The following is a 15,383-nucleotide window of genomic DNA, read 5'->3' as shown; positions in this document are numbered from 1 at the left end:
GCACGAGCACGCGCTGCGCCAGCCGCTCGGCGGCGCACGCCGCGGCCGACGCGCTCGCCGCCGCGGTGGACGCCTGGCACGCGGCCCGCGACGAGGCCGCGCCCGCGGTCCGCATGGCCACGCTCGCGGCGGGCACCGGCAGCGACAACGCCCGTGCGCTGTCCCTCGCGACGTTCGTCCTCGTGCAGCGGTTCGAGGACGTCGTGGCCGCCGCGAACGAGCGGCTCGCCGAGATGTCCTCGGGACGCTACGAGCTCGTGCGCAGCACCACGCGCGAGGACGTCAGGTCGCGGCGCACCGGCCTCGCGATGAAGGTCCTCGACCACGTGACCGAGCGGTCGCGCGACCCGCGGACCCTGTCCGGCGGCGAGACGTTCTACGTGTCGCTGTGCCTCGCGCTCGGCCTCGCCGACGTCGTGACCGCGGAGGCGGGCGGGGTCGAGCTCGGCACCCTGTTCGTCGACGAGGGCTTCGGCAGCCTCGACGCCGAGACCCTCGAGGTCGTGCTCGGTGCCCTGGGCCGCCTGCGCCGGGGCGGGCGTGTCGTCGGCGTCGTCTCGCACGTCGAGGCGCTCAAGCAGGCCGTCGCCGAGCGGGTCGAGGTGCGTCCGCGCGCGGGAGGCGGAAGCACGCTGTCCGTGCGAGCGTGACAGGAGAGGAACCCGGGTCGACGCCTCGGACGGGACGTCGGAGCACCGAGGAGTGACGACGTGGACGATCGCAGCGGGTCGACGAGCCGGACCCGGGCGCGGGCGCGTCGCCTGCGCGGGCGGTGGGACCGCGAGTCGCGCCGGTACGACCGCGAGATGACGGCGGCCGAGCGGCGGCTGTTCCCCGGCGTCCGGGAGCGGGTGTGCGGCCTCGCGGAAGGACGCACGCTCGAGGTCGCGGTCGGCACCGGGCTGAACCTCCCGCACTACCCGGCCGACGTCCTGGCCGCAGGGCTCACCGGCGTCGAGTGGAGCCCCGGGATGCTCGGCCACGCCCGGCGTCGTGCCGCCGAGCTGGGCCTCGACGTCGACCTGCGGCTCGGCGACGCCAGGCGCTCGACCTGCCCGACGGCTCGTTCGACACGGCCGTCAGCACGCTGTCGATGTGCGCGATCCCCGACCACGAGGCGGCGCTCGCCGAGATGGTGCGCGTGGTGCGCCCGGGCGGGCTGGTGCTGCTCGCCGACCACGTCGCGTCGAGCTTCTGGCCGTTGCGTCTCCTGCAGTCGGGCGTCGACCTCGTGACCGGCCCGCTCGTCGGCGAGTACTTCGCGCGGCGGCCCGTGCGCTGGGTCGAGGCCCGCGGGCTCGACGTCGAGCGGCACGAGCGCACGCGGCTCGGCGTCATCGAGTGGGTGGCGGTGCGCACACCCGCTCGGCCCGCGTCCTGACGGTTCGACCGACCGCGTGGGGGCGTCGTGTCCCCGCGCCGTGTCGCAACGCGGTGTCACGAACGGGGGCCCGCGCCGTCCCTACCCCGCGGGAGCGACGGACGGACGGCCCGGGAGCGGGCACGTGATCCGACGAGCCGGTCCTGTCAGGTCCGGGGCCCTCGCGACACAAGCAGGGCGGGGGTCCGCACGGCGAAGGGGAGCAGCAGCATGGCAGCAGCATCGACCGCGTTCGAGCGCGAGCTGCGACGCATGGAGATCATCGTGCGGCGCGAGCAGCTCCGCCTCGCGGGCCGCGTCACGCCGCGCGTGCTCGAGCGCCGCCGCTGGGCGGACGCCCCGCGCCGCCCGTCGCCCATGACGGCGACCCGCTGAGCACGCGCGGGTCCGACTGAGCGCTGTGTCCCCGCGCGAGTGCTGCGTCGAGGAACGCAGCGCCCGGACGCACGCGCAGCACTCGGGCGGCGGCGCAGCACTCGTCAGTCGTCGAGGCCGGCGAGCTCGCGCGCCCGGAGCAGGACGTCGTCGAGCATGCCCGGGGTGAGGCGCCCCGTGAAGGTGTTCTGCTGGCTGACGTGGAAGCACCCGAGGACGGTGAGCCGCTGCTCCGCGGGCGCGCCCGGGCCGTCGGTGCCGTCGGCAGGTGTCCGACGCCGCAGCGCCACCTCCGCGCCGTGCGCGAACCGCGGCCGGGGGCGCGGCACGTCCCAGCCCTGCTCGGCGAGCGTCGAGAGCAGGGCCTGCCAGCCGAACCCGCCGAGCACGACGGCGACGCGCACCGTCGCGCCGAGGAGCTCGACCTCGCGCTCGAGGTAGGGGCCGCAGCGCCGGCGCTCCTCGGGCAGCGGCGTGTTGTCGGGCGGGGCGCACCGCACGGGCGCCGTGACGCGGACGCCGGTGAGGCGCAGGCCGTCGTCGGCGCGCAGGGACGTCGCCTGGTTGGCGAGCCCGGTGCGGTGCATGGCCGCGAAGAGGAAGTCGCCGCTGCGGTCGCCGGTGAACATGCGACCCGTCCGGTTGGCGCCGTGCGCGGCGGGCGCGAGGCCGACGACGAGGATGCCCGCGCGCTCGTCGCCGAAGCTCGGCACGGGCCGCATCCAGTACGTGTCGTCGCGGAACGACGCGCGCTTGACGGCGCCGACGTGCTCGCGCCACGCCACGAGCCGCGGGCAGGCGCGGCAGTCGACGAGGTGGGCGTCGAGCGCGGCGAGGGTCGGGGCCTCCCGGACGCGCGGGGGTAGTCGGCGTCGTCGGGCGTCACCGTCCCATCCTGCCCGCCCCGCGGCGGGTCAGCCCGGGCTGACGATCTGCTGGACGGACCAGGTGTTGCCGTCCGGGTCGGCGAAGAACGTGAACCGGCCCCACGGCAAGTCCTCGACCGGCGACGCCTCGACGCCGTGCTCGACGAGGTGGGCGCGGGCGGCGTCGGCGTCGTCCACCACCACCTGCAGCGCGCGCTGGGAGCCGGCGGGCATGTCGGTGAGGTTCAGGTCGAGCACCACCGAGCACGCCGACCCCGGCGGCGTGAGCTGCACGAAGCGCAGGTCGTCGCTCACCCGGTGGTCGTGGTCGGGGTGGAAGCCGACCTGGTCGACGTAGAACGCCTTGGCGCGGTCGATGTCGCTGACGGGGACGGGGACGAGCTCGAGCCTGAAGTCCATGGTGCGCCTCCGGTGTGACCCGGCACGGACCGGTCGACCGCGCCGCCGCACCCATGGTGCGCCGCGCCGGGCCGCACGTCGAGCCTGCGGCGTCAGTCGGCCGCGGTGAGAGCGTCCTCCGCGACCGGGCGGTCGGCGGGCTCGAGAGGTTCGGTCCGGTCGCCGTGCGCGGTCCGGTCGGCGGCGTGCGCGCGCCACGTCGGCCGGACGGTGAGCAGCAGGACGCCCGCCACGACGACGACGCCGAACATCACGGCCGCCATCGTCACCGACGGCGTCCCGCCGAGCACGCCCGTGAGCGGGGCGATGACGGCGCCCACGCCGAACTGCATCGCCCCGACGAGCGCGGCCGCGGAACCCGCGCGGTGGGCGTTGCGCTCGAGCGCGATGGCGGGGGCGGACGGCATGACGAAGCCCGCCGTCCCGAGCGTGAGGACGATGAGCGCCACGAGCACGGGGAGCCCGGCTCCGAGGGCCGCGGCCAGGAGCAGCCCGCCCGAGAGCACGAACCCGGCGGCGATCGCGGCCTGGAGGATCGACGTGGCGGGCACGCGTCCGACGAGCGCGCCGTTCACCTGGCTCCCCGCGGTCACGGAGACGGCGCCGACGCCGAACAGGATCGCGTACTCCTGCGCCGAGAGCCCGAACTGCTCCTGCAGCACGAACGTGGAGGCGGACACGTACGTGAACAGCGCGGCCATGTAGAACCCCGCGATGAGCGCGACGCCGAGGAACGACCAGTCGCGCAGCAGGCTGCCGTAGGAGCGCAGGGCCTCGCCCGTACCTCCGCTGCGGCGCCGCTCGACGGGCAGCGACTCGCGCAGGCGCAGCGCGACGGCCACCCACAGCACGGCGCCGACCACCGCGAGCGCGACGAACATCAGCCGCCACGAGCCGAGGAGCAGGAACTGCGCCCCGAGGGTCGGCGCGAGGATGGGCGCGACGCCGACGACGAGCATCAGCCGCGCGATGACCTTGCCGACGCGGTACCCGTCGAACAGGTCGCGGACGATCGCCATCGACAGCACCATGCCCGCCGCGCCGGACAGGCCCTGGACGAAGCGCAGCACCGTGAGCAGCTCGACCGAACCGGCGGCGACGATGCCCGCCGACGCGACGACGTACACCGCGAGCGACACCAGCAGCGGGGCTCGGCGTCCCACGCGTCGGAGATCGAGCCGACGAGCAGCTGGCCGAGCGCGAGCCGGCGAGCGTCGCGGTGAGCGTGAGCTGCACGCGCGACTCGGTCGTGCCGAGCTCGTCGACGATCTGCGGGAAGGCCGACAGGTAGAGGTCGATCGTCAGCGGACCCACCGCGGTGAGCGTGGCGAGCAGCACGACGAGGCCGGCGGGGATGCGCCCGTCGCGCGGGAGCGACCCGCCGCGGGACGGGGCCGTCGTCGGGGACGCGGGCGCGTCCAGGCTCGGCGACGCGGGCGGAGTGGAGGGCATGTGCGGCTCAACCCCTCCGGCCCGCGCCGTGTTCCCGGACGCCGCCCGTCGCCCGCATGTCGAGACGGGTCAGCCCTGGGCGTCGCGCCAGGCGACCCACTCGCGGGTCATCGAGAGGTCGTAGTCGGGGCCGTCGGCGTCGGTCGTGAAGAGCGTCGCGCCCGCGGCGACGAGCTCGTCCGCGACGTCCCCGGGCGAGCGCCGCACGGCGACCGACCGCTCGACGAGCCGCGCCGTGTCCCGCCCGACGGCCGCGCCGTGCTCGTCGAGGATCCCGCTCTTGCGCGCGAGGGTGGAGGCGTCGCCGAAGGAGTGCCACACGTCGGCGTGCTCGGCGACCACGCGCAGCGTCTTCCGCTCGCCCCCGCCGCCGATCATCACGGGGATGTCGCGCGTCGGGGCGGGGTTCTTCGCCGCCCAGCGCGCGCGGATGCGGGGCATCGCCGCGGCGAGGTCGGCGATGCGCGAGCCGGCGGTGCCGAAGGGGTAGCCGTACTCGTCGTAGTCGCGCTCGAACCAGCCGGCCCCGATGCCGAGGATCAGGCGGCCGCCCGAGATGTGGTCGACGGTGTGCGCCATGTCGGCGAGCAGGTCGGGGGTTGCGGTAGCTGTTGCACGTGACGAGGGCGCCGATCTCGACGCGCTCGGTCTGCTCGGCCCAGGCGCCGAGCATCGTCCAGCACTCGAAGTGCTTGCCGTCGGGGTCGCCGCTGAGCGGGAAGAAGTGGTCCCAGTTGAAGACGACGTCGACGCCGAGGTCCTCGGCGCGGAGGACGGCATCGCGGATCTGGGCGTAGTCGGCGTGCTGGGGCTTCAGCTGGACGCCGACGCGGAACGGGTGGTGCGCAGAGGTCATGACCCGCAATCTACGGGCCCGACCTAGGGTGGGCGCATGAAGCGCCTCGTGGGATGGGTCGTCGCAGTCGTCGCGCTCGTGGTGGTGGCGGTCGTCGCCGACCGGGTCACCGTGCGCGCGGCCGAGAACGGCGCCGTCACGGCGTTCGAGCAGCAGGCGGACGACGTCGCGGGCGCGCAGATCGACATCCGCGGCTTCCCGTTCCTCACCCAGCTCGTGGCGGGCGAGCTCGACCACGTCACCGGCTCCGCCGACACGGCGTCGTTCGGCGGCTACGCCGTCTCGGACGTGCAGGTCGACGCGCGCGGGGTCGGCACGTCGGAGCCGTACACCATCGCGTCGGGCACGGCGTCCGGCGTCATCGCCGCGTCGTCGCTGCAGGACGTCGTCCGGGAGCAGTCGGGTCTCGACGTCGAGCTCGCCACGGACGGCGACGTGCTCGCCGTCGGGACGGCGGTGCTCGGCCTGGACCTCACCGTGGACGTCGTCCCGCGCGTCGCCGGACCCGGCACGCTCGCCGTCGACGTGCAGGCCGTGCGCACGCCCGTCGGGGTCGTCTCCGTCGACGACCTGCCGTCCGGCATCGCGGGAGCGCTGGGCGGCCTGAGGGTGCCGCTCGACCTGCCGGAGGGCGTCGCGCTCGAGTCCGTGGCCGTCGCCGAGGACGGTGTGCGGGTCGGTGTGTCGGGCACGGACGTCGCGGCCGGGAGCCTCGTCGCGTCCTGACCGCGTCCCGACCGCGTCCCGTCCGCGTCCCGGGCGCGCCGTGAGCGTCGTGGCAGGGTGGTCCTCGTGACGACGACACCGGGCACCACGCGCACCTCCACGAACTGGGCGCGCAACCTCGTGTTCGCGGCGTCGGAGGTGGTCCACCCCCGCACGCCGGACGAGCTCGAGCGGACCGTGCGCGGTGCGCGGCGCGTCAAGGCGCTCGGGTCCCGGCACTCGTTCGACGACGTCGCCGACACGACCGGCACGCACGTCGTCCTCGACGCCTACGACGACGGCCGCCCGCCCGTCGACGTCGACCCCGCGACGGGCGTCGCCTCCGTCGCGGCGGGACTGCGCTACGGCGACGTCACGCGCCACGTGCAGGCGGCCGGACGAGCGCTCCCCAACCTCGCGTCGCTGCCGCACATCTCCGTCGCGGGGTCGGTCGCGACGGCCACCCACGGCTCGGGCGACGGCGTCGGGTCGCTGGCGAGCGCCGTCGTCGGGCTCGAGCTCGTCACCGGGGACGGCGAGACGCGGACCCTGCGCCGGGGCGACGCGGACTTCCCGGGCGCGGTCGTCGCGCTGGGAGCCCTGGGGATCGTCACCCGCCTCGAGCTCGAGACGGTGCCGACGTTCGACGTCCGGCAGGACGTGCACGTGGACCTGCCCTGGGACGCCGTCGCCGCGCACCTCGACGCGCTCACGGCGTCGGCGTACTCGGTCAGCCTGTTCACCGACTGGGGGGCGGACGGCGTGCAGCAGGTCTGGCGCAAGTCCCGCATCGCGCCGGGCGAGCGCGGCGAGGACCCGCCCGCCGACCTGTTCGGCGCCCGGCCCGCCCGCGAGCAGCGCCACCCGCTGCCCGGCGTCGACCCCGTCCACTGCACGGCCCAGCTCGGCGAGGCCGGCCCGTGGAACGAGCGGCTGCCGCACTTCCGGCTCGACTTCACGCCGAGCAACGGCGACGAGCTCCAGTCGGAGTACCTCGTGCCCCGCCGGCACGCGCTCGCGGCGCTCGAGGCGATGCGGGGCCTCGGCCCTCGCCTCACGCCGCTGCTCCAGGTCGGCGAGATCCGCACGGTCGCCGCCGACCCGGAGCCGCTGTGGCTCAGCCCGTTCGACGGCCCCACGGTCGCGTTCCACCTCACGTGGAAGCCCTTGCCCGACGACGTCGCGCGCGTGCTGCCCGACCTCGAGTCCGCGCTCGCGCGCCTCGGCGCGCGCCCGCACTGGGGCAAGCTCTCCCACGCGGTCACCTCCACGGACCCGGCGGCCCTCGCCGCGGTCGCGGCGCGCTACCCGCGGCTCGCCGAGTTCCGCGCGCTCGCCGAGCGCCTCGACCCGGACGGGCGGTTCCGCGGCGGGTTCGTCGGGCGGCTGCTCGCGCGCTGACCCCGTTCCCGCTCGCCGTCGTCACCGCGCCTCGGTACGGTCGGAGGAGGCCCGCCGTCGTGCCGTGACACCGCACGACACTGCACGGACACGCGCACGCGCGGGAGACCGACGGACGGCACGGAGGGGTGGCGTGGCAGAGACGACGAGCGGTGCCGGGGGCGCGGCGCACGGCGCGCAGCGACCGCGCGAGCAGTGGACGGGGCAGGTCGGCTTCATCGTCGCCGCCATCGGCTCCGCGGTGGGACTCGGCAACATCTGGCGCTTCCCCGGCGTCGCGTACGAGAACGGCGGCGGGGCGTTCCTCGTGCCGTACCTCGTCGCGCTGCTGACCGCGGGCATCCCGATCCTGTTCCTCGACTACGCGATCGGGCACCGCTTCCGCGGCTCGGCCCCGACGGCGTTCCGCCGGGTGGCGCGCCCGTTCGAGAGCCTGGGCTGGTTCCAGGTGATGATCTCGTTCGTCATCGCGGTCTACTACACGGCCGTCATCGCGTGGGCGCTGAGCTTCTTCGTCTACTCGTTCGACCTGCGCTGGGGCGACGACCCGGCGGGCTTCTTCACTGGCGACTACCTGCAGCTCGCCGACCCGGGCGTGTCCCTCGACGTCGTCCCGTCCGTCCTCGTGCCGCTCGTCGGGGTGTGGGTGGTCGTGCTCGTCGTCCTCGCCGCGGGCGTCGCGCGCGGCGTGCAGCGCGCGAACATGGTGTTCCTGCCGCTGCTGGTCGCGGCGTTCCTGGTCCTGGTCGTGCGGGCCCTGTTCCTCGACGGCGCCGTCGACGGCCTGAACGCGCTGTTCACGCCGGACTGGGCGGCGCTCGGCGACCCGAACGTGTGGATCGCGGCGTACAGCCAGATCTTCTTCTCGCTGTCGATCGCGTTCGGGATCATGGTGACGTACGCGTCGTACCGCAAGCGCCGCGCCAACCTCACGTCGCCGGGCCTCGTGGTGGCGTTCTCGAACTCCTCGTTCGAGATCCTCGCGGGCATCGGCGTCTTCGCGACGCTCGGGTTCCTCGCCGGGCGCCAGGGCGTGGGGGTCGGCGAGCTCGAGGGGATCTCGGGCCCCATCCTGTCGTTCGTCACGTTCCCGGCGATCGTCTCGGAGATGCCGGGCGGCCCGTTCTTCGGCGCGCTCTTCTTCCTGTCGCTCGCGATGGCGGGCTTCACGTCCCTGCTGTCGATCCTGCAGGTGGTCTCCGCGGGCTTCCAGGAGAAGTTCTCGTGGACGCCGCGGCAGGCGGCGCTCCGCGTGGGCGTCGTGTGCGCCGTCGTGTCGGTGGCGCTCTTCTCGACGACGACCGGCCTCATCGCGCTCGACACCGCCGACCAGTGGGCCAACAACATCGGCATCGTGGCCTCCGCGGTCCTCACGTGCGTGCTGGTCCTGTGGGTGCGCCGCCGCGGCTCCGAGCTGCAGTACCACCTCAACGCCGTCTCGACGTTCCGCGTCGGTGCGTGGTGGCAGGTGCTCGTCGCCCTGCTCGCCCCGCTGGTGCTCGGCTACATGCTCGTCTCGCGCGTCGTCACGCTGCTCGTCGACGGGTACGAGGGCTACCCCGGGTGGTACCTGGCCCTCTTCGGCTGGGGCACGGTCGCGCTGCTGGTGGTCGGCGCGCTCGTCCTCACGGCGCTGCGGTGGCGTCGGAGTCCCGACGCGTTCGTGGCGTGGCCCCCGTTCCCGCCGGGGCGCACGGCAGCGACCACGCACGACGCGGAGGTGACCCGATGAACACGAGCGCGATCATCCTCATGGTGCTGGCGATCCTCGTGGTGTGGGGCGGGCTGGTCGTCAGCGCGCTCGCGCTGCGGGCGCGCCCCGAGCGCGACGGCGCGGACCTGCCGCCCGGGGGAGAGGACGACCACCGCGAGGACACCGCGCCGCTCGAGCGCGACACGTAGCGCCCACCCGGGCGGGGCCGCGAGCGTCGTCCCGGGTGCCGCAGGGCTCACGCCCACGGTCACGGTTCGGCATCGGACCACCAGCACGTTTGGCGGGTGAAGCGTTTCTCGCGCACACTCATCCCCTTGGTGCTGCGCACCGCCGGGTCCTCTGTTCCCCGTACGCCCACCGGCGTAACACGACGGAGACGATCGGCCTCTACGCTGCGCCCACCCGGCCCGAACCGATCGGAGATCCCGATGCGTACCACCTCGCGCAAGCACTCCCTCCTCGGCCTCGTCGCGCTGACCGCGACGAGCGCCCTCCTCCTGTCCGCCTGTACGGACGCGTCCCAGCAGACCGGCTCCGAGGCGACCGGCGGGTCCGAGGAGACCTCCTCGCGCCCCCGACCTTCGACCCGTCGTCGGTGGAGGTGAACGAGGAGGCCGCCGCGCTGCTGCCCGAGGACGTCGCGTCCGCCGGCACGCTCACCGTCGGGTCGAACACCGAGTACGCGCCGGCCGAGTTCATCGCCGACGACGGGCGCACGCCCGTCGGCTTCGACATCGACACCATCCACGCCGGCGGTGCCGCGCTCGGCCTCGATGTCGAGGTCCAGTCCGCCGACTTCCCGGCGATCATCCCCGCGCTCGGCACGAAGTACGACGCGGGCATCTCCTCGTTCACCATCACGCCCGAGCGCATGGAGCAGGCGAACATGATCGCCTTCCTCAACGCGGGTTCCGCCTACGCCGTCGCGTCGGGCAACCCGGACGACGTCGACCCCGAGAACCTGTGCGGCCTCACCGTCGCCGTGCAGACCGGCACGATCCAGGACGAGGACATCGCCGTGCAGAGCGACGAGTGCGAGGCCGCGGGCGAGGAGCCGATCGACATCCTCCAGTACGAGAGCCAGGCCGACGCGACGACCAACCTCGTCGGCGGCAAGGCTCAGGTCATGTACGCGGACTCGCCGGTCGTCGGCTACGCCGTCGAGCAGACGGGCGGGCAGATCGAGCAGCTCGGGGACGTCTTCGACTCCGCGCCGCAGGGCATCGTCGTCGCGCAGGAGGACACGGAGCTCGCCGAGGCGATCGCGGCGGCCGTGCAGGGCCTCATGGACGACGGCACCCTCGCCGAGGTCCTCGGCGCGTGGGGCAGCGAGGACGCCGCGCTCGACACGGCGGAGATCAACCCCTCGGTCGGCTGACGCCGCCTGACCCGAGCCCGACCGTGAGGTGGAGCATGTCCCGACCCGACGTCGTCGACCACGACCCCGTCCCCGACCGCATCCACGCGGTGCCGGTCCCACGGCCGGGCCGGTGGATCTCCGCCGTCGTCCTGCTCGTCCTCGCGGTGATGGCCGTGCACGGCCTCGTGACGAACGAGAACTTCCGCTGGGACGTCGTGTGGCTGTACCTGCGTGACGTCGTCGTGATCCGCGGCGTCGGCTGGACGCTGGTCCTGACCTTCGGGTCGATGGTGATCGCCATCGTGCTCGCGGTCGCGCTCGCCGTCATGCGCCGCTCGGACAACCCGGTGATGCGCTCGGTGAGCTGGGGCTACATCTGGTTCTTCCGCGGCACGCCGATCTACACCCAGCTCGTGTTCTGGGGCCTGCTCGCCGTGCTGTACCCGCGGCTGAGCCTCGGCATCCCGTTCGGGCCGGAGTTCTTCGAGTTCCGCACCCAGGACGTCATCACGGCGTTCTGGGCGGCGATGCTGGGCCTGGCGCTCAACGAGGCCGCGTACCTCGCGGAGATCGTGCGCGCCGGCCTCGGCTCGGTCGACACCGGCCAGACGGAGGCGGCCAAGGCGCTCGGCATGAAGGACTCGAAGATCCTCACCCGCGTGGTCCTGCCGCAGGCGATGCGCGTCATCGTCCCGCCGACGGGCAACGAGACGATCTCCATGCTCAAGACGACGTCCCTCGTGCTCGCCGTGCCGTTCACGCTCGACCTCACGTACGCGACGGGCGCGATCGGCAACCGCACGTTCCTGCCCATCCCGCTGCTCATCGTCGCGGCCCTGTGGTACCTGCTCATCACGAGCATCCTCATGGTGGGCCAGCACTACGTGGAGCGGTACTACGGCCGCGGCTTCGGCGACCAGTCGGCCGGTGCCCGACGGCGCGGGCCCGGCGGGCGGGGCGGGCGCCGCAAGCCCAACCGGCAGGACCTCATCGCCGCGTCGGGCACGACGAAGGACGACCCCTTCATGGAGGTGACCCCGTGAGCACGACCGCCCCGACGGGCGGGCCGACGGACCGGCCCGTGGACCTGTCGACGAGCCGGCCGATGGTCGAGGTCCGGGGCCTGCACAAGATGTTCGGGGACCTGCACGTCCTCAAGGGCGTGGACCTCGAGGTGCCGCGCGGCTCGGTCTGCGTCGTGCTCGGCCCGTCCGGCTCGGGCAAGTCGACGCTCCTGCGGTGCGTCAACGAGCTCGAGGAGATCACGGGCGGGCGCGTCGTCGTCGACGGCGAGCTCATGGGCTACCGCGAGGTCGAGCGCAACGGGCGCACGCGCCTGCACCGCCTGCACCCCCGGGTCGTCGCGCGCCAGCGGTCGCGCATCGGCATGGTGTTCCAGCGCTTCAACCTCTTCCCGCACATGACGGCGCTCGAGAACGTCATGGAGCGCCGGTGCAGGTGCGCGGGCTGAGCCGGGCGCAGGCGCGGTCCGAGGCCGTGGAGATGCTCGACCGCGTCGGGCTCGGCGACCGCGCCGACCACTACCCGGCGCAGCTCTCCGGCGGGCAGCAGCAGCGCGTCGCCATCGCCCGTGCGCTCGCCATGAACCCCGAGCTCATGCTGTTCGACGAGCCCACGTCGGCGCTCGACCCGGAGCTTGTGGGCGAGGTGCTCGCCGTCATGCGCGACCTCGCGCGCTCGGGCATGACGATGATGGTCGTCACGCACGAGATCGGCTTCGCCCGCGAGGTCGCCGACACGGTCGTGTTCATGGACGAGGGCGTCATCGTCGAGCGCGGCACGCCCGAGGAGGTCCTCGGTGCGCCGCAGGAGGACCGGACCAAGGCGTTCCTCGCGCACGTGCTGTGACGCGCCGGGTCGGCGGGCCGACGCGCTCGTACCCACCGGCGCGCGCTCGCGGTCAGGAGGCGCGGCGACGGGGCAGGACGGGCACGTCGTCCGACGGGACGATCCGCGGGTCGAGACCCGTGGCACGGGCGACGGTCACCAGCTCCCCGCTCAGGGCGCGGCCGAGATGGATCAGCGGGAGCTGGTCCTCGTGCTCGGTCACGAGCTCGTCGTAGATGGGGGTGTCGCTCGCGGCGGTGCCGGCGTTCGTGCTGCTCACGTGACCACTGTCCGCGACCGGGCCCGTCGTCGCGACCGCACGGTCGTGGCGTGTCCGTGAGGTGAACGTGGACGAACGGTGACGGTGCGACGTCTCGGTCGGCGTCAGCCCCAGCCGCCCCAGTCGCCCCAGTCCCAGCCGCCGTCGCCCTCGTCACCCTGTCCGTCACCCTGGCGGGCACCTTGGCCGGCACCGCCCTGCTGACCGCCGTCCTGCCGGTCCCGCCGCTCCTCCTCGCGACGGTCCTGCTCGGCCGTCCGCTCGTCGAGCTCCGCGGAGCGCGTCGCCAGGTCCTCCTCCGACTGCGTCACCGCCGCCTCGCGCTCGGCGAGGGCGGCGTGCGCCGCGTCCACCTCGGCGCGCTGCGCCTCGAGGTCGGCGCGCTCGCTCTCGAGCTGCTCCCGCTCGGCCGTGACCGCGGCCTGGACGCGCTCGGCCTCCGCCGCCGCCTCCTCGGCCTCCGCCTGCGCGGAGAGCGTGAGGCCGATGCCCACGAGCAGGCCCACCGCGACGCCCGCGAGGCCCACCATCGACGGGACGAGCCAGCGGCGCCCGCGACCGGGCGCGTCGCCGTCGTCGTCCACCTCGGGCAGCCCGAGGGGCCCGAGCGGAGCGGACGGCGGCACGTGCGCCGTCGGAGCGGGCGCGGGTGCCGTCGGTGGGGGAGCAGCCGCCGGTGCCGCGACTGGTGTCGACGGCGCGGTGCCGAGAGCGGCGAGGCTCGGGAGCACCATCGTCGATCCGACGACCGGGTGCGCGGCGTCGTCGCCCGTCGGGACGGGGCCCTGGCGCTCGCGCAGCGCCCGGCGGCTCGGGACGCGTTCGGGCGCGGCGGGCGGGGCCGGCACCGCCGGAGCCGCGTCGTCCACCCAGAACACCCAGCCCGGCGGGGGAGGCGGCCACGACGGGTCGGGGTGCCAGTCCGTCGTCGGCGTGAACCTCGGGGGCACGGGCCATCCCGGCGGTGGGGCGAACCGTACGGCCATGGGACCTCCTTCGCGGGGACGCCGGTCGGCGTGGCGGACGGGGAACACTATGGAGCAGCGGGGCGTGCGGGGACCAATCGGCGACCGGTTCGCGGGACGGCGCGCTCCGCGGCGCGTGCGCGCGAGGGGGACGTCGCCGCGCCGGGCCGTGGGCACGGGCGGTGCCGTGGGTGGGCGCTGGTAGAACGGCAGGAGCCGGACGGACCGGCCCGCCGGTCCCCGGCGTCGTCACCGCGGAGGTGCCGTGTTCCTCGTCGACGAGCCCGTGGGCGGAGGCGCGAGCGCCTCGGCACCGGTCACCACGCCGCCGCTCGTGCACTCGGCGGGCGACCTGGTCGTCGCCGCCGAGTGCGAGTACCGGCTCCTGTGCCGGCTCGACGAGCAGCTCGGCCGGGCCCCGCGGCGCGAGGACGCCCCCGACGCGATGCTCGACCGGGCGGCCGCGCTCGGCGCGCGCCACGAGCAGGCGGTGCTGGCGCAGCACGAGGACCGGTACGGGCCCTACGACCCGTCGACCGGGCGCGGCGTGCTGCGCCTGGGCCCGCCGCGCCGGTCCGGGTGGGACGAGCTCGTCGCGGCGCACGCCCGCACGCTCGCGGCGCTCGAGGGCGGCGTGGACGTCGTCCACGGGGCCACCCTCTTCGACGGCACGTTCCACGGCCGTGCGGACCTGCTCGTGCGCGCGGACGAGGAAGGCGCGCGAGCCGCGGGCGGCGGGGTGCGCTACGCCGTCGTCGGCACCCGGCTCGCGCGGCGCGCGAAGGTGCCCGCGCTGCTCCAGCTCGCCGCCCACGCCGACCAGCTCCTCACAGCGGGCGTGCCCGTCGACCCGGAGGTCTCGCTCGTCCTCGGCACCCGGGCGCGCACCACGCACCGGCTCGCGGACCTCCTCCCGGTCTACCGCGACCGGCGCGAGCGGCTGCTGCGGCTCACCCACGAGCACCTCGCCCGGGACGGCCGCGCGCCGTGGGACGACCCGGCCGTGCACGCCTGCGGCCGCTGTGCGGACTGCCGCGCGCAGGTCGAGGCGCGCCGCGACGTCCTGCTCGTCGGCGGCGTGTACGAGACGCAGCGCGCCCGCCTGCACGCCGCGGGGATCCGCACCATCGACGAGCTCGCGGCCGCGACGCAGGCGCCCGAGGGCATGCCGACGTCGACGTTCGCGCGCGTCCGCGACCAGGCCGCGCTCCAGCTCGGCACCGGGCGTGCCGACGGAACCGTCGTCTGGGCCGACGCCGCCGGCCCGCACGAGCTCTCGTGGCGCATCGACGACCCGGCGCCCGTGCACGCCCTGCCCGCACCCAGCCCCGGCGACCTGTTCTTCGACTTCGAGGGCGACCCCCTCTGGGTCGACGCCGACGGCAGGAGCCGCGGCATCGACTACCTGTTCGGCTGGGTCGAGCGACCGGCGCAGCCCGGCGAGCAACCGCCCTTCCACGCGCTGTGGGCCCACGACCTCGCCGCCGAGCGTGACGCCCTCGTCGCGTTCGTCGACCACGTGAACGCGCGCCGCCGCGAGCACCCCGGCCTGCACGTCTACCACTACGCCGCGTACGAGAGGACGCACCTGCTCGCCATCGCCGCACGGCACGGGGTGTACGAGGAGGAGGTCGAGACCTGCTGCGCGACGGCGTGCTCGTCGACCTCTACGCGTCGTGCGCCGAGCGCTGCGCGTCTCCGACCGCTCACGGTCCATCAAGAAGCTCGAGCCGCTGTACATGGGCGACGACCTGCGCACC

At 74.7% G+C, this 15,383-nt stretch carries 15 protein-coding genes and 3 pseudogenes; 12 read left to right on the top strand and 6 right to left on the bottom strand.

Annotated elements, in window-relative coordinates:
* The 3 genes and pseudogenes from BJF88_RS14030 to BJF88_RS19720 form a co-directional block, all read left to right on the top strand.
* Positions 1 to 650, top strand: a 650-nt coding sequence (locus tag BJF88_RS14030; protein WP_304441371.1) for an SbcC/MukB-like Walker B domain-containing protein, incomplete at its 5' end; no start/stop codon positions are given.
* 156 nt (positions 651 to 806) lie between these two features.
* Positions 807 to 1,381 (top strand): annotated as a pseudogene (locus BJF88_RS23800) (class I SAM-dependent methyltransferase).
* Positions 1,382 to 1,591: 210 nt separating this feature from the next.
* Entirely contained in the window at positions 1,592 to 1,756 is a 165-nt protein-coding gene (locus BJF88_RS19720) for a hypothetical protein (protein ID WP_158068948.1), read from the top strand.
* 104 nt (positions 1,757 to 1,860) lie between these two features.
* Here the strand turns inward: BJF88_RS19720 and BJF88_RS14020 are convergent, their stop codons facing one another.
* The 4 genes and pseudogenes from BJF88_RS14020 to BJF88_RS14005 all read right to left on the bottom strand — a co-directional run bounded on the left by BJF88_RS14020 (position 1,861) and on the right by BJF88_RS14005 (position 5,350).
* Positions 1,861 to 2,541, bottom strand: a complete 681-nt coding sequence (locus BJF88_RS14020) for a uracil-DNA glycosylase (protein WP_083649150.1) — start codon at positions 2,539 to 2,541, stop codon at positions 1,861 to 1,863.
* Positions 2,542 to 2,670: 129 nt separating this feature from the next.
* Entirely contained in the window at positions 2,671 to 3,042 is a 372-nt protein-coding gene (locus BJF88_RS14015) for a VOC family protein (protein WP_075829269.1), read from the bottom strand.
* Between the two features lie 92 nt (positions 3,043 to 3,134).
* A complete protein-coding gene (locus BJF88_RS14010; protein ID WP_075829268.1) occupies positions 3,135 to 4,205 on the bottom strand; it encodes a Bcr/CflA family efflux MFS transporter in 1,071 nt (356 codons plus the stop codon).
* Between the two features lie 358 nt (positions 4,206 to 4,563).
* Positions 4,564 to 5,350: pseudogene (locus BJF88_RS14005) on the bottom strand (LLM class F420-dependent oxidoreductase).
* 36 nt (positions 5,351 to 5,386) lie between these two features.
* Here BJF88_RS14005 and BJF88_RS14000 point away from each other — a divergent pair.
* The 8 genes and pseudogenes from BJF88_RS14000 to BJF88_RS13970 all read left to right on the top strand — a co-directional run bounded on the left by BJF88_RS14000 (position 5,387) and on the right by BJF88_RS13970 (position 12,399).
* The gene (locus BJF88_RS14000; protein ID WP_075829267.1) at positions 5,387 to 6,076 is read left to right on the top strand and encodes a DUF2993 domain-containing protein; all 690 of its coding nucleotides are present in this window, start codon (positions 5,387 to 5,389) and stop codon (positions 6,074 to 6,076) included.
* Between the two features lie 66 nt (positions 6,077 to 6,142).
* On the top strand, positions 6,143 to 7,456 hold the full coding sequence (locus tag BJF88_RS13995) for an FAD-binding protein (RefSeq protein ID WP_075829270.1): 1,314 nt from the start codon (positions 6,143 to 6,145) through the stop codon (positions 7,454 to 7,456).
* 133 nt (positions 7,457 to 7,589) lie between these two features.
* A complete protein-coding gene (locus tag BJF88_RS13990) occupies positions 7,590 to 9,188 on the top strand; it encodes a sodium-dependent transporter (protein ID WP_075829266.1) in 1,599 nt (532 codons plus the stop codon).
* Positions 9,185 to 9,358, top strand: coding sequence for a methionine/alanine import family NSS transporter small subunit (locus BJF88_RS23795; RefSeq protein WP_083649149.1), 174 nt, complete (start codon positions 9,185 to 9,187; stop codon positions 9,356 to 9,358). Before BJF88_RS13990 ends, BJF88_RS23795 begins: the two co-directional genes overlap by 4 nt.
* Before the next feature lie 240 nt (positions 9,359 to 9,598).
* Positions 9,599 to 9,775 carry a hypothetical protein gene (locus BJF88_RS22355; protein ID WP_255372040.1) on the top strand — a complete coding sequence of 59 codons (177 nt, stop codon included), beginning with the start codon at positions 9,599 to 9,601 and terminating at the stop codon, positions 9,773 to 9,775.
* Complete coding sequence (locus tag BJF88_RS13980; RefSeq protein WP_255372039.1) at positions 9,772 to 10,548, top strand: ABC transporter substrate-binding protein; 777 nt, start codon at positions 9,772 to 9,774, stop codon at positions 10,546 to 10,548. The genes BJF88_RS22355 and BJF88_RS13980 overlap by 4 nt, the downstream gene beginning before the upstream one ends.
* A 35-nt stretch (positions 10,549 to 10,583) precedes the next feature.
* Complete coding sequence (locus BJF88_RS13975; RefSeq protein WP_075829265.1) at positions 10,584 to 11,573, top strand: amino acid ABC transporter permease; 990 nt, start codon at positions 10,584 to 10,586, stop codon at positions 11,571 to 11,573.
* A 62-nt stretch (positions 11,574 to 11,635) separates the two neighbouring features.
* Positions 11,636 to 12,399, top strand: a pseudogene (locus BJF88_RS13970) (amino acid ABC transporter ATP-binding protein).
* A 52-nt stretch (positions 12,400 to 12,451) separates the two neighbouring features.
* Here BJF88_RS13970 and BJF88_RS13965 read toward each other — a convergent pair.
* Both BJF88_RS13965 and BJF88_RS13960 read right to left on the bottom strand, forming a co-directional pair.
* Positions 12,452 to 12,658 (bottom strand): hypothetical protein, encoded by a 207-nt coding sequence (locus BJF88_RS13965; protein WP_075829264.1) that lies wholly within the window; start codon positions 12,656 to 12,658, stop codon positions 12,452 to 12,454.
* 104 nt (positions 12,659 to 12,762) lie between these two features.
* Complete coding sequence (locus tag BJF88_RS13960) at positions 12,763 to 13,644, bottom strand: hypothetical protein (RefSeq protein WP_075829263.1); 882 nt, start codon at positions 13,642 to 13,644, stop codon at positions 12,763 to 12,765.
* A gap of 244 nt (positions 13,645 to 13,888) precedes the next feature.
* Here BJF88_RS13960 and BJF88_RS19245 point away from each other — a divergent pair.
* The coding region (locus BJF88_RS19245) for a TM0106 family RecB-like putative nuclease (protein ID WP_255372037.1) at positions 13,889 to 15,383 on the top strand (1,495 nt) is incomplete at its 3' end.

It is taken from the genome of Cellulosimicrobium sp. CUA-896 (assembly GCF_001942335.1).
Classification (GTDB): domain Bacteria; phylum Actinomycetota; class Actinomycetes; order Actinomycetales; family Cellulomonadaceae; genus Cellulosimicrobium.
This window is presented reverse-complemented; position numbering and strand designations above follow the sequence as displayed.